Origin of the sequence: Flavobacterium branchiophilum NBRC 15030 = ATCC 35035 (assembly GCF_002217205.1) — a bacterium.
Lineage (GTDB): Bacteria > Bacteroidota > Bacteroidia > Flavobacteriales > Flavobacteriaceae > Flavobacterium > Flavobacterium branchiophilum.
Genome location: NZ_MUGT01000060.1, coordinates 1 through 22,302 on the forward strand (window position 1 = coordinate 1; position 22,302 = coordinate 22,302).

Sequence of the window (22,302 nt, forward strand, 5' to 3'; positions counted from 1 at the left end):
TTCAATCCTTCAATCTTTCAATCCTTTCAATCCTTTCAATTTTTCATTCAAAATAAGCTTGCAATAATATTTGCGCTGCTGCAAAAGGAGAGATTCTGCCATCTTGTACGGCTTTTTTATTAATAATAAGTAAATTTTTAATATTTTCTTTATTAAAAAAACTATTTTTCAAACTTTCGTTGATGGTTTCAAGCATCCAATATTGATTTTGATCACGACGTTTTTCTTCAAAATAGCCATTACTTTGTGTAAGATCCAAATAATTCAAAATGCTGTCCCAAACCTCCGAAATTCCATCCTGAACCAATGCACTACAAGTGGCCGTTGTGGGTATCCACCCCGATTTTTTGGCAGGAAAAAGATGCAACGCCCTATTAAATGCTACTTTTGCCATTTGGGCTTTTTTAATATTATCACCATCGGCTTTATTAATTACTATGGCATCGGCCATTTCCATTATGCCTCGTTTAATGCCTTGTAACTCGTCGCCAGCACCAGCTATTTTTAACAATAAAAAAAAGTCCACCATACTGTGCACCGCAGTTTCGCTTTGACCAACCCCTACTGTTTCTATTATTATGGTATCATAGCCAAAAGCCTCACAAAGTGTAATAGTTTCTCTTGTTTTTCTTGCAACACCGCCAAGTGTATCTCCAGACGGGCTGGGTCTTATGTAAGCATTTGGATCCTTGACAAGTTCTTCCATTCGGGTTTTATCGCCCAAAATACTTCCAAAACTCATCGAACTACTAGGATCGACAGCTAAAACAGCTACTTTTTTTCCAATACCAGTCAAATATTTTCCAAATGCCTCAATAAAAGTACTTTTTCCTACGCCAGGCACACCAGTTATACCTATTCGTACAGATTGATTGGCATACGGCAAACAAGCATGTATTACTTCATTTGCTTTTTCTAAATGGGAACTATTGGTACTTTCTACTAGGGTAATAGCCCTACTCAAAGCGGTAATATTTTGAGCTAAAATGCCTTCTATCAGTTCATTAGCAGTAGGTTGTTTTTTTCTAAATTGTTGTATAGTCGAAACCACTTTGTGGCTTAAAGTGTTGGGTTGATTGATTCCAGGCACTTCGTGAAGTGCGGTTGGTTCATGGGATTTTGATTCCAATTTTGGTTTATTTTAGGTCTCACAAATTTAAACTTTTTTTCAAAGATGATCAAAAAAATTCGTCGTTTGATAGCAATTTTATTGTAAATTAAAATTTTAAGTACTTTTACATCTCTTATTAGTATTGATTTTTGTATTTTTGTAGCAAATTAAAATCCATGAATACCACTTCAAATTCCGATCAAAACAATTCAAATACACTTCAAAAACCCATTTTTTTGATCCTTTTTTCGATTAGTTTTGCTCATCTATTAAACGATTTGATTCAATCCATGATACCTTCCGTGTATCCTATTTTAAAAGAAAATTATCATTTGAGTTTTTCTCAAATTGGGCTTATAACATTTGCATTTCAACTTACCGCTTCTATTTTTCAACCTTTTGTAGGTTATTATACCGATAAATATCCAAAACCATTTTCGCAAATTTATGGCATGTTGTTTTCATTAACAGGAATAATCGTTTTGGCTTATGCATCTCATTTTTATAGCATAGTCATTGCTGTAATGCTTATTGGCACGGGCTCGTCAATATTTCACCCCGAGTCTGCTCGAATATCCAATATGGCATCTGGAGGAAGAAGAGGATTGGCACAATCTATTTTTCAAGTTGGAGGCAATTTTGGTACCGCTTTAGGGCCTTTGTTGGTTGCATTGATTGTTGTGCCAAACTCACAAAAACACCTTTTATATTTTGTAATTGCGGCCGTAATTGGACTTGCTATTTTGTCCAGAATCGCTTTTTGGTATAGCAAACAGTTGGCATTACGCCAGCAAAAAGCGAAAGTTTTTTCAGAAAACCACCAACTTAGTTCAAAACAAGTAACGATTGCTATAGGAATTTTATTAACTGTCATATTTTCTAAATTTTTCTATACCGCTTGTTTATCAACATATTATACTTTTTATGTAATCGAAAAATTCCATCTCAAAGTTCAAGATGCACAATTTCACATGTTTATTTATTTAATTGCTTATGCCATTGGTACTATTTCAGGAGGGCCGTTGGGTGATAAATTTGGCAGAAAATACGTCATTTGGTTTTCCGTCTTTGGCGTAACCCCTTTTGCATTGCTGTTGCCTTATGCTAATTTATTTTATACCGATATTTTGATGGTAATCATTGGCTTGATTATTTCATCGGCATTTCCAGCCATTATTGTTTATGCACAAGAATTATTACCCAAAAAATTAGGTATGATTTCAGGATTATTTTATGGTTTTGCATTCGGAATGGGTGCTTTAGGATCGGCATTGTTAGGCATATTAGCCGATAAAACTTCGGTGGGTTTTGTGTATCAAATTTGTTCATTCTTGCCATTAATTGGTGTCATTTGTTATTTCTTACCCAATTTGAAACAAAAAAATAAAGTGTAATCATTTTGCTAACAAATTAATATTTGGAATTTAATTTACATAGTATATTTTTATTCACAAAAAAATAAACTATATTTGCATGACAAATTTTTATATAAAATGCAATTCCTCATTTATATTATTATATACCCGATTTTGATACTAGTATCTATATTACCATTTAGAATACTATATATCTTATCAGATTTATTATATATAATTGTTTATTATATCATTGGTTATAGAAAAAATGTTGTTAGAGACAATTTAGCACTTACACTACCTCATCTATCTCAAGCAGAGCGAAAAATCATTGAAAAAAAATCCTATAGCCACTTGTGCGATATGTTTTTAGAAATGATAAAAACCATGACTATTTCTAAAAATGAGATTTACAAACGCTATTATTTTGCCAATTTAGATTTTTATAAATCAATTGAAGCCGAAAAAAAAAGCATCATTTTAATGTGCGGACACTATGCCAGTTATGAATGGTTGGTTTCTTTAAATCAGCAAGTAGCTTTTAAAGGATTTGGAGTTTACAAAAAAATAAACAATCCTTATTTTGACCAATTGGTAAAAAAAATAAGAGCCCGTTTTGGCGCTACATTAATTTCTACAAAAGAAACTATTCCTACAATTATAGAGAATGTAAAAAACAATGTATTGTCTCTTTATGGTTTTGCAAGTGATCAATCGCCTACTTTACACAATGCAGTGCATTGGACCAAATTTTTAGGTGTAGAGGTGCCCATTCATGTTGGCGCCGAATCTTTAGCAAAAAAATATGATTTGAATATCCTTTTTTTGAAAACTATAAAAGTAAAAAGAGGCCATTATGTAGCTACTTTTGAACGATTATCTGATACCATTCTTGATACTCCAGATTATCAAATTTCTGATTTATTTATAAAAAAAGTAGAACATCAAATATATGAAGCTCCCGAATTTTATTTATGGACACATAAAAGATGGAAACATCGCAGAGCATAATTTTTTAAAAAGAAACTTCAAAAAATGGAAGTTTCTTTTTTTTTTGAAAAAAATTAAAAAATACTATGCTTGCATAATATTTTTTTACTATCTTTGAATTCGAAATCAAAACAACAATGAATACACTAAAAGAAAAAACAATTGACTATATACTTCGAACTACATGGCAAGCCGTTTCGAGAATGTATAACGAAGAAGCCTCTAAGTATGATGCAACTATGTCCGTAGGTTTTTTACTTTTAAGTTTAGATAAAGAAAAAGGAACACCATCAACAGCTTTAGGGCCTAAAATTGGGGTAGAAGCTACAAGTTTGACACGTACATTAAAATCGATGGAAGAAAAGGGACTCATTTACAAAAAACGAAATCCAAAAGATGGAAGAGGGGTATTGATTTATTTAACCGATTTTGGAAAACAAAAACGTGAATTGTCAAAACAAACAGTTTTAAAATTTAATGACATTATTAAACAACATATTTCTGAAGAAAAATTAAGACATTTTATAGAAGTAACTGAAGAAATCAACCATTTGATTAGTGAAAAAAAAATATTTTAAAATAACAATTAAAAAAATAACAAAATAACTAAAACAATGAAACGAATAATTAAAAAAGTTGCCGTTGTGGGCTCAGGCATCATGGGGTCTGGAATTGCCTGTCATTTTGCGAATATTGGCTTAGAGGTTTTGCTTCTTGACATTGTGCCAAACGCATTGACCGAAGCCGAGGAGAAAAAAGGTTTGACCTTAGAAAGTAAAGTGGTTAGAAATAGATTGGTAAACGATCATTTGGCGAATGCCTTAAAATCGAACCCCTCACCTATATATAGTCAGAAATTTGCAAACCGAATTACAACAGGAAACACCACAGACGATATGTCTAAAATCGCTTCTTGCGACTGGGTTATTGAAGTGGTTGTAGAACGTTTAGATATTAAAAAATTAGTTTTTGAACAAATCGACAAGTATAGAAAATCAGGTACTTTGGTTACTTCCAACACCTCTGGGATTCCAATTCAGTTTATGAGTGAAGGACGTTCAGAGGATTTTCAAGCTCATTTTTGTGGAACACACTTTTTTAACCCCGCACGTTATCTAAAATTGTTTGAGATTATTCCTGGTCCAAAAACCAGTTCAGAAGTATTGGATTTCTTAACGGAATATGGTTCTAAATTTTTAGGAAAAACATCGGTTGTTGCCAAAGACACTCCTGCTTTTATTGGAAACCGAATCGGAATTTTTGGTATCCAAAGTTTGTTCCATTTAGTTAAAGAAATGGGACTGACTATTGAAGAAGTAGATAAATTAACAGGGCCTGTAATTGGAAGACCAAAATCGGCTACGTTTAGAACAGTTGATGTGGTTGGTTTAGATACTTTAGTTCATGTTGCCAACGGAATTTACGACAACTGCCCGAATGACGAAGCACATGATTTGTTCCAACTTCCAGATTTTATTTCCAAAATGATGGAAAACAAATGGTTGGGTAGTAAAACTGGGCAAGGTTTTTATAAAAAAGAAGGAAAAGAAATTTTGTCTTTAGATCTAAATACATTAGAGTATAGAGCATCGAAAAGAGCTTCGTTTGCCACTTTAGAATTAACCAAAACCATCGACAAACCAATCGATCGTTTCAAAGTATTGGTAAAAGGAAAAGACAAAGCGGGAGAGTTTTACAGAAAAAATTTCGCTGCCATGTTTGCTTATTGTTCCAATAGAATTCCTGAGATTTCAGATGATTTTTATAAAATTGACGATGCCATGAAAGCTGGTTTTGGCTGGGAAAATGGCCCATTCGAAATTTGGGATGCTATTGGGGTTGCCAAAGGAATCGAACTAATGAAAACCGAAGGATATGAACCAGCAGCTTGGGTAACCGAAATGCTTGCTTCGGGAAGTAGCAGTTTTTATTCTGTAAAAGAAGGTGCTACTTATTATTATAATATTCCATCAAAATCACAAACAAAAGTTCCTGGACAAGATGCTTTTATCATTTTAAATAACATTCGCGAAAGCAAAAAAGTTTGGAGTAATAGCGGTGCAATTATCCAACATTTGGGTGACGGAATTTTGAATCTTGAATTCCAATCCAAAATGAATACCATTGGTGGCGATGTGCTACAAGCTATCAACAAAGCCATTGACTTAGCCGAAAAAGAATACAACGGTTTGGTTATTGGAAATCAAGGAGCTAATTTCTCTGTGGGTGCCAACATCGGAATGATTTTCATGATGGCAGTTGAGCAGGAATACGACGAGTTGAATATGGCTATTAAAATGTTCCAAGACACCATGATGCGAGTGCGTTACTCGGCAGCTCCAGTAATTGTTGCACCTCACGGAATGACATTAGGAGGTGGATGTGAAATGACCATGCACGCCGACCGAGTAGTGGCAGCAGCAGAAACCTATATTGGATTAGTAGAATTTGGTGTTGGAGTTATTCCAGGTGGTGGAGGTTCTAAAGAAATGGCATTACGTGCTTCCGATTTATTCCACAAAAATGATGTAGAATTGAATGTATTGCAAGAATATTTTTTAACTGTTGGAATGGCAAAAGTAGCGACATCTGCTTATGAAGCTTTTGACATGGGAGTTTTACAAAAAGGAAAAGATATTGTGGTAGTCAATAAAGACCGCCAAATTGCAGTTGCTAAACAAGTAGCACTTCAAATGGCAGAACAAGGATATACGCAACCAATTCAAAGAAAAGACGTAAAAGTGCTTGGGAAACAAGCCTTAGGAATGTTTTTAGTAGGAACTGACCAAATGCAGGCTGGTAAATACATTTCTGAACATGATAGAAAAATTGCGAACAAATTGGCTTATGTAATGGCTGGTGGTGATTTATCTGAACCAACCTTGGTGAGCGAACAATATTTATTAGATATTGAACGTGAAGCATTTTTATCACTTTGTACAGAAAGAAAAACATTGGAAAGAATTCAGTTTATGTTGACTAAAGGGAAGCCTTTGAGAAATTAGAAGCTCCTTAGGAGCGACCTGTTTATAGTAGTAGAAATGTAAAAAAACAATATAGCTCCGTAGGAGCGACCTGTTTGTAGTAGTAGAAATGTAAAAAAACAATATAGCTCCGTAGGAGCGACCTGTTTGTAGATTGTTTAATTAAATTATAAACCAGATTATTGTGTGTAAAAATGGCAAATACCTATTCACAAATATATATTCAAATTGTTTTTGCGGTAAAAGGCAGGCAGAATTTGATAATGAAAGAAAATCGTGAAGAATTACATAAATTCATCACTGGGATTGTAACAAATAGAGAACAAAAATTGTTATCAATATTTGCAATGTCCGATCATGTACATATTTTAGTAGGTTTAAAACCAAACATTTCAATTTCTGATTTAGTTAGAGATATAAAAGCGGGCTCGTCTAAATTTATCAATGATAGTAAATGGATCAATGGGAAATTTAATTGGCAAGAAGGATTTGGAGCATTTTCATATTCCAAAAGCAATTTAGATAATGTAATAAAATACATTTTAAATCAAGAGGAACATCATAAAAAAAGAACATTTAAAGAGGAATATATAGATTTTTTAAAAAAATTTGAAATTGAATATAATGAAAAATATCTGTTTGAATGGATAGAATAATTTATAACAAACAGGTCGCTCCTACGGAGCTAAAAAAACGCAAAAACTATTGGGGCTACAAACAGTAAACCTCTACGAGGTTTTAGAAATTCAAAAAAGTTTAAGAAAATAAAAAAATAGACAGAAAAATTTAAGAAAAATGCAAACAACAAACACCCAATTATTTCAATCTGTCAAAGAAATTATTCAGGAATCTCGGCAACGGGTTTACCGAATGGTTAATGCAGCTTTGCTTGAAACGTATTGGAAAATAGGGCAATTAATTGTTGAAGATGAACAACAAGGCAATTCAAAGGCTGTTTATGGAAAAGCAACGTTAAAAAACTTGGCAAACGAATTGACTCTTGAATTTGGTAAAGGGTTTGACGAGAGAAATTTAAACAATATGAGGGCTTTTTATAAAAGCTTTCCAATTTGGAACGCATTGCGTACCGAATTGAGTTGGACACATTATCGCTTGCTTTCCCGCATTGAGTCAGAAGACAAAAAATGGTATTATTTGAATGAAAGTGTAGCATGCAACTGGAATAGCAGAACTTATCAATTAAAAAATTAATAAATAACAACCAATAAAACCTATTGACCCCTAATAGGAAATCTAGGGGATTTATATGAAAACAGCATACATAGTAAAAGCATACAGAACTGCCGTAGGCAAAGCGCCAAAAGGGGTTTTTCGATTCAAAAGACCGGATGAGTTGGCAGCAGAAACTATTCAATTTATGATGAATGAGTTACCTGATTTTGACAAAACTCGAATTGACGATGTGATGGTAGGAAATGCCATGCCAGAAGCAGAACAAGGATTAAACGTAGGCCGATTAATTTCATTGATGGGATTAAAAGTTACGGATGTTCCTGGTGTAACCGTAAATAGATATTGTGCCTCAGGCTTGGAAACTATCGGAATGGCTACTGCCAAAATTCAAAGTGGAATGGCTGATTGTATCATTGCTGGCGGAGCTGAAAGTATGTCTTTTATTCCGATGGGAGGGTATAAACCAACCCCTGATTATGCCGTAGCGGCAGCAGGAAACGAAGATTACTATTGGGGTATGGGATTGACTGCCGAAGCGGTTGCCAATCAATTTAACATTTCTCGTGAAGATCAAGATGAATTTGCTTTCAATTCACACCAAAAAGCTTTGAAAGCACAAGTAGAAGGAAAGTTTGACAAACAAATTGTTCCTATTAATGTAGAGCAAACATTTATAAACGAAAACGGTAAAAAAGAAACTAAAACCTATACTGTATCGAAAGATGAAGGGCCTAGAGCCGACACGAACATAGCTGCTTTAGGCAATTTAAAACCTGTTTTTTCTGCTGATGGAAGTGTAACCGCAGGAAACTCTTCTCAAATGAGTGATGGAGCTGCTTTTGTTTTGGTTATGAGTGAAGAAATGGTAAAAGAATTGGGCGTTACTCCAATTGCACGCTTGGTCAATTATGCCTCAGCTGGTGTTGAACCACGAATCATGGGTATTGGTCCTGTGAAAGCCATTCCGAAAGCCTTAAAACAAGCAGGTTTAAGCTTAAATGATATAGATTTAATAGAGTTAAACGAAGCATTTGCTTCACAATCATTAGCAGTTGTACGCGAATTAGGTTTAAATCCTGAAATCGTAAACGTGAATGGTGGTGCAATTGCATTAGGTCATCCGCTAGGTTGTACAGGAGCCAAATTATCGGTACAATTATTTGATGAAATGAAAAGACGAGGTAGCAAATATGGTATCGTAAGTATGTGTGTTGGAACAGGTCAAGGAAGTGCGGGGATATATGAATTGATATAAGCCCCCTAACCCCCGAAGGGGGAATTTAGATTGTGGACATTCTTTGTATTATAAAATTATAATTAAAAATATTTTAGTAAAATTAAAACCCTACTCACCCCTAGTAGGAATTCCCCTTTCGGGGGTTAGGGGGCTAATATGGAAGACATAACCAGAGGAGGACAATTCCTTGTAAAAGAAACTAAATGTGAAAATATATTCACACCTGAAGATTTTTCTGAAGAACAAATCATGATGCGTGATTCTGTTAAAGAATTTGTGGACAAAGAAATTTGGCCAAACAAAGACCGTTTTGAAAAGAAAGATTATGCATTAACTGAAGAAACCATGCGTAAAGCAGGCGAAATGGGTTTCTTGAGTATTTCGGTTCCTGAAGCTTATGGCGGAATGGGAATGGGATTTGTAGATACTTGTTTAGTTTGCGATTACATTTCGGGAGCAACAGGTTCATTTTCAACAGCTTTTGGTGCACATACCGGAATTGGAACCATGCCAATTACTTTATATGGAACCGAAGAACAAAAACAAAAATACGTTCCGAAATTAGCTTCTGGAGAATGGTTTGGAGCCTATTGTTTAACTGAACCAGGAGCAGGAAGTGACGCCAATTCAGGTAAAACAAAAGCGGTTTTGTCTGAAGACGGAACGCATTACAAAATTACGGGACAAAAAATGTGGATTTCTAATGCTGGTTTTTGTTCGCTATTTATCGTTTTTGCTAGAATTGAAGACGATAAAAACATCACAGGATTCATTTTGGAAAACACAGCTGACAACGGAATTTCTTTTGGAGAAGAAGAGCACAAATTAGGAATTCGTGCTTCATCTACTCGTCAGGTTTTCTTTAATGAAACTAAAATACCTGTTGAAAATATGCTGTCTGAAAGAGGAAACGGTTTCAAAATTGCGATGAATGCCTTGAATGTAGGTCGTATCAAATTGGCAGCTGCTTGTTTGGATGCCCAACGTCGAGTAACATCTAATGCAATTCATTATGCCAATGAAAGAATTCAATTTAATACACCAATTGCTTCTTTTGGTGCTATCAGATATAAACTAGCAGAAATGGCAACATCAACTTATGCTGGAGAAAGTGCCACGTATAGAGCTGCAAAAGACATTGAAAATAGAATCAAAATTAGAGAAGCAGAGGGCACTTCGCATCAAGAAGCCGAATTGAAAGGCGTAGAAGAATTTGCTATTGAGTGTTCTATTTTGAAAGTAGCCGTTTCTGAAGATGTTCAAAATTGCTCTGACGAAGGAATTCAAATTTATGGAGGTATGGGATTCTCAGAAGATACTCCGATGGAATCTGCTTGGAGAGATGCTCGAATTGCACGTATATATGAAGGTACTAACGAAATCAATCGAATGCTTTCTGTTGGGATGTTAATCAAAAAAGCCATGAAAGGCCATATAGACTTATTAGGTCCTGCTTCCAAAGTTCAAGAAGAATTAATGGGGATTCCATCTTTTGACACCCCTGATTATTCCGAACTATTCTCTGAAGAAAAAGAAATGATTGGCAAACTGAAAAAAGCCTTCTTGATGGTTGCGGGTGGTGCCGTTCAAAAATACGGTATGGATCTAGACGCTCACCAACAATTATTGATGGCTGCTGCCGATATTTTGATTGAAATTTATATGGCAGAAAGCACCATTTTGAGAACAGAAAAAATGGCTAAAAAACAAGGTGAAGCAGCTGTAAATGAGCAAATTGCTATGGCAAAACTCTATTTGTACAAAGCCGTTGATATTGTAGCTCAAAGAGGAAAAGAAAGTATTATTTCTTTTGCCGAAGGAGACGAACAACGTATGATGTTGATGGGCTTACGCCGATTTACAAAATACACCAACATGCCAAATATTGTTGGATTAAGAGAGCAAATTACAGCCAAATTGGTTGCCGAAAATAGCTATTGCTTTTAATTTTTTTTATAATTAAAAAAGGCTGTCCAATTATTTTTGGACAGCCTTTTTTATTCAAAAAAAATTTTCGTGATGTATTTATAAAAAATAGATATTAAAAAAATAGATTTTTGTAAATAAATACGCTATTTACATTAGTCACTCCTAATACAAATTAATCATTTTTATTAAACCAGTTGATGAGCGATCAAATATTCTGCAATTTGAATGGTGTTGGTAGCTGCCCCTTTACGTAAGTTGTCTGCAACTATCCATAAATTTAATGTGTTGGGTTGGCTTTCGTCTCTACGGATTCTACCAACAAAAACTTCGTTTTTTCCTTGGGCAAACAATGGCATTGGGTACGAAAAAGCATCCAAATCGTCTTGAACTATTACGCCATCGGTTTGGCTCAAGATAGATCGTACTTCTGCAACATCAAAATCGTTTGTAAATTCAACATTTACGGCTTCGCTATGTCCTCCAACGATTGGAACTCGCACGGCAGTTGCAGTAACAGCAATCGTATTGTCGCTCAAAATTTTTTGAGTTTCACGAACCAGTTTCATTTCTTCTTTAGTATAACCGTTGGGTTCAAAACTGTCGCAGTGAGGAATTGCATTACGGTGTATTTGGTATTTGTAAGCCATATCGCCTTGAATACCCGCATATTCGTTTTCTAATTGTTTTACAGCTTTTACGCCAGTTCCTGTAATGGACTGGTATGTAGAAATAATGATTCTTTTTATGTCGTATTTTTGATGCAATGGTGCTAATGCCATAACCATTTGAATTGTAGAGCAATTGGGATTGGCAATAATTTTATCTTCTTTGGTTAATTGGTTGGCATTAATTTCTGGAACGATTAATTTTTTTGTAGGATCCATTCTCCAAGCCGACGAGTTGTCTATAACAGTTGTGCCCGCTGCTGCAAATTTTGGAGCCCACTCCAAGGAGGTATCGCCTCCGGCTGAAAAAACTGCAATATCGGCTTTCATCTCTACGGCTGTTTGCATGCCAACTACTTTGTATTTTGTGCCTTTGAACTCAATTTCTTTTCCAACGGATTTTTCAGATGCTACTGGAATTAATTCTGTTACTGGAAAATTTCTTTCTGCTAAAACTTGTAGCATTACCTCGCCAACCATTCCGGTTGCCCCTACAACTGCTATTCTCATGATAATTTATGTTTTGTTTTTTATTTTACTATTTGATGGTACAAAAGTAAATAATAAAATTAGAGTAACAAGGGGATTAACAAAAAATAACAAAATGTTATATTTAAAACATTTTGTGTAATTAAAAAATGTTCAAATAAAAAAGGCTGCCCCAAAAAATGGGTTCAGCCTTTTGAAATGTGTGCTTTTAAAATTAAATTATTTTTTTAATAAATCTCGAATTTCGGTTAAAAGTTGTTCTTGAGTTGGACCAGTTGGTGCTGGTGCAGCAGCTTCTTCTTTCTTTTTGGCTTTATCAGCGGCTCTTAATAATACAAAAATAAAGAAAGCAATAATGATAAAATTAAGAAGTGCTTGAAGTAAATTGCCATAAGTTATTACGGCAGCTCCTGCTTTTTTGGCGGCTTCTAAATTTTTGTAAACATTGCCGTCGAGTGAAATAAATTTTTGAGTAAAATCAACACCACCTGTTATTAAACCAATAATTGGCATGATGATATCTTCTACGGCAGAGGTTATCACTTTGCCAAAAGCGCCGCCAATAACAACGGCTGTTGAAAGGCTTAAAATATCGCCTTTCATAAGAGAGGCTTTAAAATCTGCAAAAAATCCCATAGTTTTTTAATTTAGAGTTAATTAGGAGGCGAAGATAAGAAAAAAAATGAATTGAAAATACATTTTGTTGGATCAAAAATAGATTAATTAAGGTTGAAAGGTTGTTTTTTAGGGATAAATGGCTTTTTTTTGATTTTTTTGAAGTGTTTTTTGAAAGATTGAAGTTGTTTGTATAGCCCCGATAGTAATGGAAATCCTTTTGTTTTTTTTGGGATGGACTTCAATTGGAAATGGCGTCATCCTTATTTGTGAATTAGTTTGTTTTGAAAACGACAAAAAAACAAAAGATTGTAATGGATAGCGGGACGGGTGCAGATTGAAAACGGGGTGTTGTGCTTCGAGAAAAAAAGGGCGTTGTTGTTTTTGGTTCAACATGTATTGTGAATGGTGGTTGCAATTAAAAGGGTAAGATAATTGAAAAAAAATGTGATTTCAAAATTAAAATAATTATTTTTGCGTTTGCAATGTAAAGTAGATTAAAAAAAATAAACCAAAAAACTATCAATTATGAAAAAAATATTAATGCTATTGTGTGGTGTTTTAGCATGGGGATGCCAGGCACAGAAAGAAGAATTTGCGGCGGGAGCTTTAGAAGCGACACTGATGAACAGTGCTGAAAAACAAGTAAAGTTTTCGGATATTTTAAAAAAACATCAAGGAAAGACTTTGGTTATAGAGGTTTGGGCTTCATGGTGCTCTGATTGTGTGAAAGCCATGCCAAAAGTAAAAACCTTGCAAGCTGCAAATCCTGAGGTTTCGTTTGTGTTTTTGTCTATGGACAAAACGGTTGAAAAATGGAAGCAAGGGATTGACAAACATGAATTGGTTGGCGATCATTATATGGCAAACGATGGTATGAAAGGCGTTTTTGGACAGATGATAGATTTGGATTGGATTCCGAGGTATATTATAGTGGACAAAACGGAAAAAGTAGTATTGTATCGCGCTGTAGAGACTGATTTTGAAAAGATGAGTACTATTCTAAAAACTATACACTAAACATGAGAACAAAAATTGTAGCAGGAAACTGGAAAATGAACAAAAATGCCGAGCAAACGGAAGATTTGTTGAATGAATTGATAGACCAATTGCCATCGGACAAAGAAGTAAAAATTATAGTGGCTCCGACATTTGTTAATTTGTCATCGGCAGTTGAGCATTTGAATTTTACAAACATTACGGTTGCGGCACAAAACATGCACCAAGCCGAGGGCGGGGCATTTACGGGAGAAATTTCGGCAGATATGCTAAAAAGTATTGGCGTGAACACCGTGATATTGGGTCATTCTGAAAGAAGAGCCTATTGTCATGAAACCGATGCGTTGTTGGCCAATAAAGTAGATACGGCATTGAAGCATGAAATGGATGTGATTTTTTGTTTTGGAGAGGAGTTGAAAGACCGTCAAGACAAGCAACACTTTAATGTGGTAGAAAATCAATTAAGAGATGGCTTGTTTCATATAGAAAAATCATCGTGGGAGCACATTATTTTGGCTTATGAACCCGTATGGGCCATTGGTACGGGAGAAACGGCCAGTCCGGAACAGGCACAAGAAATGCACGAGTTTATACGAGCAACAATTAGAAAAGGATTTGGAGCAGACATTGCAGAGGGTGTTTCGATATTGTATGGAGGCAGTGTAAAGCCAGATAATGCCAAAGAAATATTTTCTAAACCCGATGTTGATGGTGGTTTGATTGGTGGTGCTGCTTTGAAAGCTTCGGATTTTGTGGCTATTGTAAATGGCATTTAGGCCATAAAAGCCAGCTTAGAAGAAAAGCGGTAATGAAAATTGTCGCTTTTCTTTTTTTTTAATTATTAAATTATAAATTACATTTGTATGTCAAATATTTATATGGGTTATCATTTTGAGGTGAGCCCTAAAGCATTGGGATCGGAAATATTAATAGCCGAATTGGGCGAACTGCCATTTGAAAGTTTTATAGAAACAGAGGCTGGCATGACGGCTTATATTCAGAAATCGTTTTGGAATGAACAAATTTTGGATGAGGTCATGGTTTTGAAAAACGAAGACTTTACCATTTCCTATACGGTAGAAGAAATTGCACAAGTAAATTGGAATGAAGAGTGGGAGAAAAATTTTGAGCCAATTGAAGTGGATGGAATGTGTCATGTAAGAGCCCCCTTTCATCCTAAAACGGAGGCGAAATATGATATAGTAATAGAGCCTAAAATGAGTTTTGGGACAGGACATCATGAAACGACTCACATGATGATTCAGCATTTGTTATCCATGGAAGTAGCGGGATTGAAAACTTTAGATATGGGATGTGGCACTGCCATTTTGGCTATTTTGGCCGAAATGAAAGGAGCAAAACCCATTGATGCCATAGATATAGACAACTGGTGCTACTTGAACTCTATTGAAAATGCAGAGCGAAATGATTGCCAACACATTAGCGTTTATGAAGGAGATGCCGCCCTATTAGCAGACAAAAAATATGATTTGATAATAGCCAACATCAATAGAAACATCCTTTTGAACGACATGGAAGCCTATTGCAACAGTTTACAATCCAAAGGCATCATTTTATTTAGTGGGTTTTATGAAGAGGATATTCCATATATAGACGCTGCCTGTATTGCAAATGGATTGCAATTTGTAAATCAATTAAAAAGAAACAACTGGGTTTCGATGAAATATATTAAAAATTAAATTAAAATTTGTTTATGTCCACGATTGAAAAAGTTAAAGAAAAGAAAGCTGTTTCAGAACAATTAGCGGCACATAATGAAATAGTATTGTATAATGATGATGTGAACACATTTGATCATGTAATAGATACACTAATTGCAGTTTGTAAACATACTGCCGAACAAGCTGAACAATGTGCTATTTTAGTACATTATAAAGGAAAATGTACTGTAAAAACAGGCAGTTTGAAAGAACTAAAACCACAATGTTTACAATTATTAGAAGCAGGATTAAGTGCTGAAATTATTTGAATTATTTTAGTTTATTTAAAAAACAAATGTTATTTTTGAAAATGCAATAAATTTCATTAAAAAAATATAAGAATATGGCAGAATATGGTAAAATATTAGTAATTGCAATGCCCATTTTTTTAACTTTAATCTTTATTGAAAAAATTTATGGCCTGATAATTAAAAATGATACTGTACCATTAATTGATACCTTATCTAGTTTAAGTTCAGGATTAATAAATACATTAAAAGATATTTTAGGAATGTCTATTACTGTTTTGTCGTATGAATTTTTAGTTCAACACTTAGCAATTACACACTTGAGTACCAATATATATACTTATATTATTACATTTATAGTAATAGATTTTTACGGATATTGTTCGCATCGCTGGGCTCATAGAATCAATATTTTGTGGAATTCACACGCCATACATCATAGTAGTGAAGAGTTTAATTTGGCATGTGCCTTGCGACAGCCTTTTGCGGTTATATTCAAGTTTTATTCCTTTTTGTTGTTACCAGCGGCTCTTTTAGGTATAGATCCAAAAGTAATAGCTACCACCATGCCTATTCATTTGTTTTTGCAATTTTGGTACCATACCAGACACATTCAAAAAATGGGTGTTTTGGAACACATCCTTGTTACCCCCTCACATCATAGGGTTCATCATGCTATAAATCCAGAATATATGGATAAAAATTTTGCACAGATTTTTATTGTTTGGGATAAATTTTTTGGTACGTTTCAGGAAGAATTAGACCATGTTCCAGCTGTTTATGGCATTACTAGGCCCGCAAATACTTGGAATCCATTTTGGATAAATTTTCAACATTTGTGGTTATTGATACAAGATGCTTGGAGGGTACCCAGCTGGAAAGATACATTTTTGATTTGGTTTAAACCCACAGGTTGGAGACCAGCAAACTTTGATGAATTGTATCCTATTCAAAAAATAAATGATATTTATAATTTCAAAAAATACAACACCTATTATTCTAATAAATTGGTTGTATGGAGTTCTTTTCAAATTATTTTCATTTTGTCACTTTCGAGCTATTTATATTATTTTATTTCAGAAATTGGCCATACTAATATCTATATTTATGGCATATTTATTTTTATAAGTATTTACAGCTATACTGAATTATTAAATTGTAACAAAAGGGTACTATTTCCTGAAATATTAAAATTTGTATTAGGTATATACGTTTTAATCCTAAACAAAAGTTGGTTTGCTGCTGAAAAATATTTTGAATATGCAACTCAATTCATGTATTTGTATTTAATAATTTCATTAGTTGCAACCTTATATTTTGTTTGGAATAACTTTGAAAAACCAAAAGATGAAAACAATTAACCTGATTCAAAAATTATTTTTTATAAATGCCGTTGTCTATTTGATATTGCTATCCATTGGATGTCCATTTGCGGCATTTTTTAAAGCATTAATTGTATTGATATTAATGGCAAAAGTAGCTTTTCAAGAGCCATTTCCTACAAAAAAAACAGTATTATATGCCTTGTTTTTCTCGTGGTTGGGCGATGTTTTATTAATTTTTGATACCAAATCAGCATTGTTTTTTATTTTTGGTTTAGTTGGTTTTTTAATTTCCCATGTTTTCTATTGCCTTACATTTATTCAACAAAAAAAAGCTATTGCACTACCACTAAAATTACAATTAATGGTTGCCATTTGCTTTACAATATATTTCTTTTACATTTTGTCTGTATTATATCCTTATTTAGGCACTTTAAAAATTCCCGTAATTGTGTACGCTATGTTTTTAACTTTGATGGGATTTTTTGGCTTAAAAATCAGTTTGTATGTTTACAAAAACGATCAATTCAATATTGCAACGGGAGTTTTCTTATTTATATTTTCAGATTCAATTTTAGCTATCAATAAATTTGCAACACCAATTCAGAATGGCAATTTCATCATTATGTTGTCTTATATTTTAGCACAATATTTATTAATATCAGGAATTATAAAACAAAACAAACATTAATGTGGCAATTTATCTTTGATAATACCATATAAAAAAGTACCTAAAAGTGCTCCTAAAAGTACAAACCCAACTGCTTTAAAACCTGCGCCAAGCAAAATAAATATGGGGCCTGGGCACGATCCTACTAAAGCCCAACCTAAACCAAAGATCCCTCCGCCTATCCAATATCGGTATAGTCCTTTTTCTTTATTTGGAATACTAATGGCCTCACCATCAATTGCTTTGACACCACTTTTTTTGATCCATTGCACACCAATGATGCCTGTAAAAACGGCAACTCCAATGATACCAAACATGTGAAATGATTGAAACTGAAACATTTCATAAATTCTGTACCAAGAAACGGCTTCAGACTTTGTTAAAACAATTCCAAAAACAAAACCTACTAGCAAAAACTTTATATATTTCATAAAAAACACTATTTATTTTAAAAAATCGCCATCAATAATTAATAAACTAACGCCATTTTTGGAAATTGAACGATGAGAACTGCTATCGTCTGAAGCAATATAAGACATTCCTTTTGTTAGACGAATTTTTTCGCCTGTTTCTAATTCGCTTTCAAATTCACCATCTAAACAATAAACAATATGTCCTTTTTGACACCAATGATCGGCCAAATAACCAGCACTATACTTTACAATTCGTACCCTAAATCCATCAAACTGGACTGTTTTCCAATCTGAAGTACCCGTAAAACCAGGATGAAAAGTCTCTTGAATTTGAGACCAATCAATAATTTGAAAAGGTATGTTACTCATCATGATTTAGTGAAAATTAAAGGGAGGATAAAATGTGACATGATCAAACCACCAACAAAAAAACCAATTACAGCTTTTAAAGATTGAACTTGCAAATTGCTTAAACCAGCAATGGCATGACCCGAAGTGCAACCGCCTGCATATCGAGATCCAAAACCAATGAGCAAACCGCCTAGTAATAATATTAATACTTGTTTTGGATTATTTGAAAAAGATACAGAAAAAAGTGCGTCTGGTAGCAACTTGCCGTTTGGAGCCTCTATTCCCATAGCAGTTAATTGCGAAATGGTTTTAGGATTGAGCGTTACATTGTTGGGACTTTGCATAAAATGAGTAGCAAAAAATCCTCCAAACATAGTACCAATAAGTACAACCAAATTCCATTTTTGAGTTTTCCAATCAAATTTAAAAAAATCGGCACATCTACCAGCGCCAGCCATAGTACATAACGTCCTTAAATTGGACGACATACCAAAAACTTTTCCAAAATAATTTAAAAGTAGCATGATTATTGCAATCAAAAAACCCGATATAGCCCAATGCCATGTTTCAAAAAGTAAATTCATATTGTTTTTTGAGCCAAAAGTATTAAATTTAGTTACTAAAAACCTATTTTTATTAATAATTTTGCAACCCTTTCTAATTTTAATTTTTGACATCAGCTAGAACAACTTGTTTTTTGCAAACCAATACCAATAAACAAAAAACGTAAATACACAATAATTATAACCATTAAATATTACATAAATGAATAAAATTAAATACTTTTTATTAATAATTATAAATTTTAGCATACTTTCTTGTATAAGTACCAAATCAACATTGAAAAATGTAGATCCAAATGCCATGAAACCTAAAATTACGAAACAATACGTTTTTGAATTAACCGCTGTGAGTAATGATGATAGGTATGGTTATGACAAAGATTTTCCAATCAATGTATTTTACCAAAACACCAACAACGAAGAATTGAATCATAAAAGGTATTTGAACGCTTTATGTGGGCCCAATGGCGAAAAAATAAGCTATACAAAAACAGGAATTTGCTGTCCATTTCCAACAAAAAACGATAAAACAGGAGCTGGATTTATAAGTGTATATGAAATTACTTATGAAGGTATCAAAAAGCCCCTCATTTTATACCTCAATCATTATGAAAAAGGGGCACTTTTGGCACCAAAAGGATTAAATATTGCTTCTAAATTTCAATAAAATAAAACTCCTACAATATTTTCTAAAAAATGACAAAAGTCATTAATAATAAAAAAGGGATGCTTACCTTTGCCAAAAAAATTCAACTAATTGCATAAAAGATGAATATAAATAATATCCCCCAAATCAAACATACAGAAAGCGGACAGTTTTTTGTATTGGCCGGTCCGTGTGCTATCGAAGGAGAGGAAATGGCAATGAAAATTGCAGAAAGATTAGTTACTATAACTAATAATTTACAAATTCCATTTGTTTTTAAAGGATCTTTCAAAAAAGCCAACAGATCAAGAATTGATAGTTTTTCTGGCATTGGCGACGAAAAAGCACTTAAAATTCTTCGGAAAGTATCGGAAAGTTTTCAAGTTCCAACCATTACAGACATCCATACCAATGAAGATGCTGCAAAAGCAGCTGCCTATGTAGATGTGTTGCAAATACCCGCATTTTTAGTAAGACAAACCGACCTTGTGGTTGCTGCCGCTCAAACAGGTAAAACCGTCAATTTGAAAAAAGGGCAATTTATGAGCCCCGAGAGCATGAAACATGCCGTTCAAAAAGTATTAGATTGCCACAATGATAATATTATGGTTACAGACAGAGGTAGTATGTTTGGCTATCAGGATATGATTGTCGATTTTAGAGGCATCCCTACCATGCAACAATATGCAACTACTGTTTTAGATGTAACCCATTCCTTACAACAACCCAATCAGATGGCTGGTGTTACAGGAGGCCGACCAGACATGATAGAAACTATTGCAAAAGCGGGCATAGCGGTTGGTGTAGATGGCATTTTTATAGAAACCCATTTTGATCCAGCAAATGCAAAAAGTGATGGTGCCAATATGTTGCACTTGGACTATTTTGAAGACTTAATGAAAAAATTAGTCGCCATCAGACAAACTATTAATCAATTTTAAAAAAATAATGAAAAAAATAGCAGCTATATCTCTTTTGTTTTTAGAGATATGTAATATTTATGCACAGGATGTAAAATCAAACACATACACTGCTCACAATAAAGGTAAATTTTTTATATTTTGGGGAGGAAATAGAGAAAGTTACTCCAAATCTGACATACATTTTACAGGGAAAGATTATGATTTTACCTTGTCAAATGTGGCCGCCATAGACAAACCCAAAGGGTGGCATGTTGATTATATCAACCCAGGTAGAATGACCATTCCACAAACCAATTTTAGAATGGGCTATTTTATCAACGATCATTATAACATTTCTATTGGTGTAGATCACATGAAATATGTAATGGAACAAAACCAAAGTGTGGCCATAAACGGTACATATCCAGCAAGTTACAACGGAAATCAAATCAATAACGGTATCGTTAATTTGGCAGATGAAAAATTCTTAACCTTTGAACATACAGACGGATTGAACTATGTAAATACTGAATTTTCGAGAGTTGATGATGTGTCAAAATATTTACATCTTACAAACACAGATACATTTCAAGTCAATATAACAGAAGGCGTTGGAGCTGGTGTTTTATATCCTAAAACCAATACTATGCTTATGGGCAAAGCCAGACATGATGATTTTCATATATCTGGTTACGGATTATCAGCAAAAGCGGGGCTTAATTTAACTTTTTACAAGCATTTCTTTATACAAGCAGAGTTAAAAGGAGGCTATATCAACATGCCCGATGTTAAAACAACTTTTGAAAACGAAGACAAAGCCTCACAGCATTTTTGGTTTTTGCAAAGAATCATTGCTTTTGGTGGTATTTTCAAACTCTAAAACAAAACAGTCCTTTATATTAATTTTTTTTTATAAAACAAAATAGCCTTCATATTTGAAGGTTTTTTTGCATCAATACACTTGCAATTCCATTATCTTTGTTCCCAATAAATATCAAAATATGCACAATAAAAGTTTACTTAAAGGCGTTTTTTTAGTAGGAATTGGAGCGGCAAGTTATGGCATGTTGGCAACATTTGTAAAATTAGCATACCTTGAAGGCTATACAACAGCAGAAATTACTACATCTCAATTCGTTTATGGGCTTCTTGGCGTTTGGCTTGTTGTAGCATTTCAAAACATCAAAAATGGTTCAAATACAGTTGTAGTACATACAACTGATCGGCTCAAACTCCTTCTTGCAGGCACATCACTTGGTATGACAAGTGTGTTTTATTATTTGTGTGTCAAATATATTAATGTTTCCATTGCTATTATTTTGCTAATGCAAACCGTTTGGATAGGTGTTTTGGTAGAAATGATTGTAGAAAAAAAACGGCCATCTAATCAAAAAATAGCTGCTGTGGTTTTGGTCTTAATAGGTACAGTGCTGGCAACCAACGTGTTAAACCATTCTATTGCATTAGATTGGCGTGGCTTGTTTTGGGGATTGCTCTCTGCCCTATCCTTTTCTACTACAATGTTTACGGCCAATAGGATAGCCAATCACTTACCCTCTGCAAAAAGAAGTTTATATATGCTTGTTGGAGGCGGTATAGTAATCCTGTTTTTTTTAATCATAACACAAAATACTCCGTTTAATTATACTATTTTTACAAAATGGGGCATTTTATTAGCGCTGTTTGGAACCATCATACCACCATTATTAATGAACGTAGGATTTCCATTGACAGGTATTGGATTGGGTAGTATAGTTGCAGCATTAGAGCTGCCTGTTTCGGTATTAATGGCTTATTTTTTGTTGCATGAAAATGTATTTTTGCTTCAATGGATAGGCATTTTATTGATAATTGTAGCCATAATTGGGATGAATATTAACTTAAAAAAATAAAATCGG

General features: G+C 33.9%; 24 protein-coding genes. 18 read left to right on the top strand and 6 right to left on the bottom strand.

The annotated features are described in order from the left end of the window. Positions 1-43: 43 nt before the first annotated feature. On the bottom strand, positions 44-1,129 hold the full coding sequence (gene meaB, locus B0A58_RS08445; RefSeq protein WP_089080695.1) for a methylmalonyl Co-A mutase-associated GTPase MeaB: 1,086 nt from the start codon (positions 1,127-1,129) through the stop codon (positions 44-46). Positions 1,130-1,287: 158 nt separating this feature from the next. On the opposite strand from meaB, the gene B0A58_RS08450 reads away from it, so the two are divergent. The 8 genes from B0A58_RS08450 to B0A58_RS08485 all read left to right on the top strand — a co-directional run bounded on the left by B0A58_RS08450 (position 1,288) and on the right by B0A58_RS08485 (position 10,818). Then, entirely contained in the window at positions 1,288-2,505 is a 1,218-nt protein-coding gene (locus B0A58_RS08450; RefSeq protein ID WP_089080696.1) for an MFS transporter, read from the top strand. Between the two features lie 99 nt (positions 2,506-2,604). Beyond that, on the top strand, positions 2,605-3,477 hold the full coding sequence (locus B0A58_RS08455; protein ID WP_089080697.1) for a lysophospholipid acyltransferase family protein: 873 nt from the start codon (positions 2,605-2,607) through the stop codon (positions 3,475-3,477). Positions 3,478-3,593: 116 nt separating this feature from the next. Further along, positions 3,594-4,034, top strand: coding sequence for a MarR family winged helix-turn-helix transcriptional regulator (locus B0A58_RS08460; protein ID WP_014083780.1), 441 nt, complete (start codon positions 3,594-3,596; stop codon positions 4,032-4,034). Between the two features lie 36 nt (positions 4,035-4,070). After that, a complete protein-coding gene (locus B0A58_RS08465; protein ID WP_089080698.1) occupies positions 4,071-6,461 on the top strand; it encodes a 3-hydroxyacyl-CoA dehydrogenase/enoyl-CoA hydratase family protein in 2,391 nt (796 codons plus the stop codon). A gap of 173 nt (positions 6,462-6,634) precedes the next feature. Then, positions 6,635-7,096: an IS200/IS605 family transposase gene (gene tnpA, locus B0A58_RS08470; protein WP_089080730.1), complete on the top strand. Its 462-nt coding sequence runs from the start codon at positions 6,635-6,637 to the stop codon at positions 7,094-7,096. A gap of 139 nt (positions 7,097-7,235) precedes the next feature. Beyond that, positions 7,236-7,652: a DUF1016 N-terminal domain-containing protein gene (locus B0A58_RS08475; RefSeq protein WP_089080699.1), complete on the top strand. Its 417-nt coding sequence runs from the start codon at positions 7,236-7,238 to the stop codon at positions 7,650-7,652. A 55-nt stretch (positions 7,653-7,707) separates the two neighbouring features. Next, complete coding sequence (locus B0A58_RS08480) at positions 7,708-8,889, top strand: acetyl-CoA C-acyltransferase (RefSeq protein ID WP_089080700.1); 1,182 nt, start codon at positions 7,708-7,710, stop codon at positions 8,887-8,889. Positions 8,890-9,027: 138 nt separating this feature from the next. Then, positions 9,028-10,818 (top strand): acyl-CoA dehydrogenase family protein, encoded by a 1,791-nt coding sequence (locus B0A58_RS08485; RefSeq protein WP_089080701.1) that lies wholly within the window; start codon positions 9,028-9,030, stop codon positions 10,816-10,818. A gap of 167 nt (positions 10,819-10,985) precedes the next feature. Here the strand turns inward: B0A58_RS08485 and B0A58_RS08490 are convergent, their stop codons facing one another. After that, positions 10,986-11,975 (bottom strand): aspartate-semialdehyde dehydrogenase, encoded by a 990-nt coding sequence (locus B0A58_RS08490; protein WP_089080702.1) that lies wholly within the window; start codon positions 11,973-11,975, stop codon positions 10,986-10,988. A gap of 198 nt (positions 11,976-12,173) precedes the next feature. Next, complete coding sequence (gene mscL, locus B0A58_RS08495; RefSeq protein WP_089080703.1) at positions 12,174-12,590, bottom strand: large conductance mechanosensitive channel protein MscL; 417 nt, start codon at positions 12,588-12,590, stop codon at positions 12,174-12,176. 507 nt (positions 12,591-13,097) lie between these two features. Between mscL and B0A58_RS08505 the strand changes: the two genes are divergently transcribed. From B0A58_RS08505 to B0A58_RS08530, 6 genes are all read left to right on the top strand, one after another. Continuing rightward, on the top strand, positions 13,098-13,589 hold the full coding sequence (locus tag B0A58_RS08505) for a TlpA family protein disulfide reductase (protein WP_089080705.1): 492 nt from the start codon (positions 13,098-13,100) through the stop codon (positions 13,587-13,589). Positions 13,590-13,591: 2 nt separating this feature from the next. Next, positions 13,592-14,344, top strand: coding sequence for a triose-phosphate isomerase (gene tpiA / locus B0A58_RS08510; protein ID WP_014083771.1), 753 nt, complete (start codon positions 13,592-13,594; stop codon positions 14,342-14,344). An 87-nt stretch (positions 14,345-14,431) separates the two neighbouring features. Further along, entirely contained in the window at positions 14,432-15,268 is an 837-nt protein-coding gene (gene prmA, locus B0A58_RS08515; RefSeq protein ID WP_089080706.1) for a 50S ribosomal protein L11 methyltransferase, read from the top strand. A gap of 14 nt (positions 15,269-15,282) precedes the next feature. Then, positions 15,283-15,558, top strand: a complete 276-nt coding sequence (locus B0A58_RS08520) for an ATP-dependent Clp protease adaptor ClpS (RefSeq protein WP_014083769.1) — start codon at positions 15,283-15,285, stop codon at positions 15,556-15,558. 74 nt (positions 15,559-15,632) lie between these two features. Continuing rightward, positions 15,633-16,898: a sterol desaturase family protein gene (locus B0A58_RS08525; RefSeq protein WP_089080707.1), complete on the top strand. Its 1,266-nt coding sequence runs from the start codon at positions 15,633-15,635 to the stop codon at positions 16,896-16,898. Beyond that, positions 16,885-17,550, top strand: a complete 666-nt coding sequence (locus B0A58_RS08530) for a lysoplasmalogenase (RefSeq protein ID WP_133063099.1) — start codon at positions 16,885-16,887, stop codon at positions 17,548-17,550. Before B0A58_RS08525 ends, B0A58_RS08530 begins: the two co-directional genes overlap by 14 nt. Here the strand turns inward: B0A58_RS08530 and B0A58_RS08535 are convergent. Genes B0A58_RS08535 through B0A58_RS08545 form a run of 3 tightly spaced genes read right to left on the bottom strand, consistent with a single transcriptional unit; the run spans position 17,547 to position 18,877 of the window. After that, complete coding sequence (locus tag B0A58_RS08535; protein WP_089080709.1) at positions 17,547-17,960, bottom strand: DUF6691 family protein; 414 nt, start codon at positions 17,958-17,960, stop codon at positions 17,547-17,549. The genes B0A58_RS08530 and B0A58_RS08535 overlap by 4 nt on opposite strands. A 12-nt stretch (positions 17,961-17,972) precedes the next feature. Further along, complete coding sequence (locus B0A58_RS08540; RefSeq protein WP_089080710.1) at positions 17,973-18,314, bottom strand: DHCW motif cupin fold protein; 342 nt, start codon at positions 18,312-18,314, stop codon at positions 17,973-17,975. Next, positions 18,311-18,877 (bottom strand): YeeE/YedE family protein, encoded by a 567-nt coding sequence (locus B0A58_RS08545; protein WP_089080731.1) that lies wholly within the window; start codon positions 18,875-18,877, stop codon positions 18,311-18,313. The genes B0A58_RS08540 and B0A58_RS08545 overlap by 4 nt, the downstream gene beginning before the upstream one ends. Before the next feature lie 181 nt (positions 18,878-19,058). Here B0A58_RS08545 and B0A58_RS08550 point away from each other — a divergent pair, with 181 nt between their 5' ends. The 4 genes from B0A58_RS08550 to B0A58_RS08565 all read left to right on the top strand — a co-directional run bounded on the left by B0A58_RS08550 (position 19,059) and on the right by B0A58_RS08565 (position 22,296). Next, the gene (locus B0A58_RS08550; RefSeq protein WP_089080711.1) at positions 19,059-19,523 is read left to right on the top strand and encodes a 2-dehydro-3-deoxyphosphooctonate aldolase; all 465 of its coding nucleotides are present in this window, start codon (positions 19,059-19,061) and stop codon (positions 19,521-19,523) included. Positions 19,524-19,624: 101 nt separating this feature from the next. Next, the gene (gene kdsA, locus B0A58_RS08555; RefSeq protein ID WP_089080712.1) at positions 19,625-20,443 is read left to right on the top strand and encodes a 3-deoxy-8-phosphooctulonate synthase; all 819 of its coding nucleotides are present in this window, start codon (positions 19,625-19,627) and stop codon (positions 20,441-20,443) included. Between the two features lie 7 nt (positions 20,444-20,450). Next, positions 20,451-21,284 carry a hypothetical protein gene (locus tag B0A58_RS08560; RefSeq protein WP_089080713.1) on the top strand — a complete coding sequence of 278 codons (834 nt, stop codon included), beginning with the start codon at positions 20,451-20,453 and terminating at the stop codon, positions 21,282-21,284. A gap of 121 nt (positions 21,285-21,405) precedes the next feature. Continuing rightward, positions 21,406-22,296: an EamA family transporter gene (locus tag B0A58_RS08565; RefSeq protein WP_089080714.1), complete on the top strand. Its 891-nt coding sequence runs from the start codon at positions 21,406-21,408 to the stop codon at positions 22,294-22,296. The last annotated feature ends 6 nt before the right edge of the window (positions 22,297-22,302 follow it).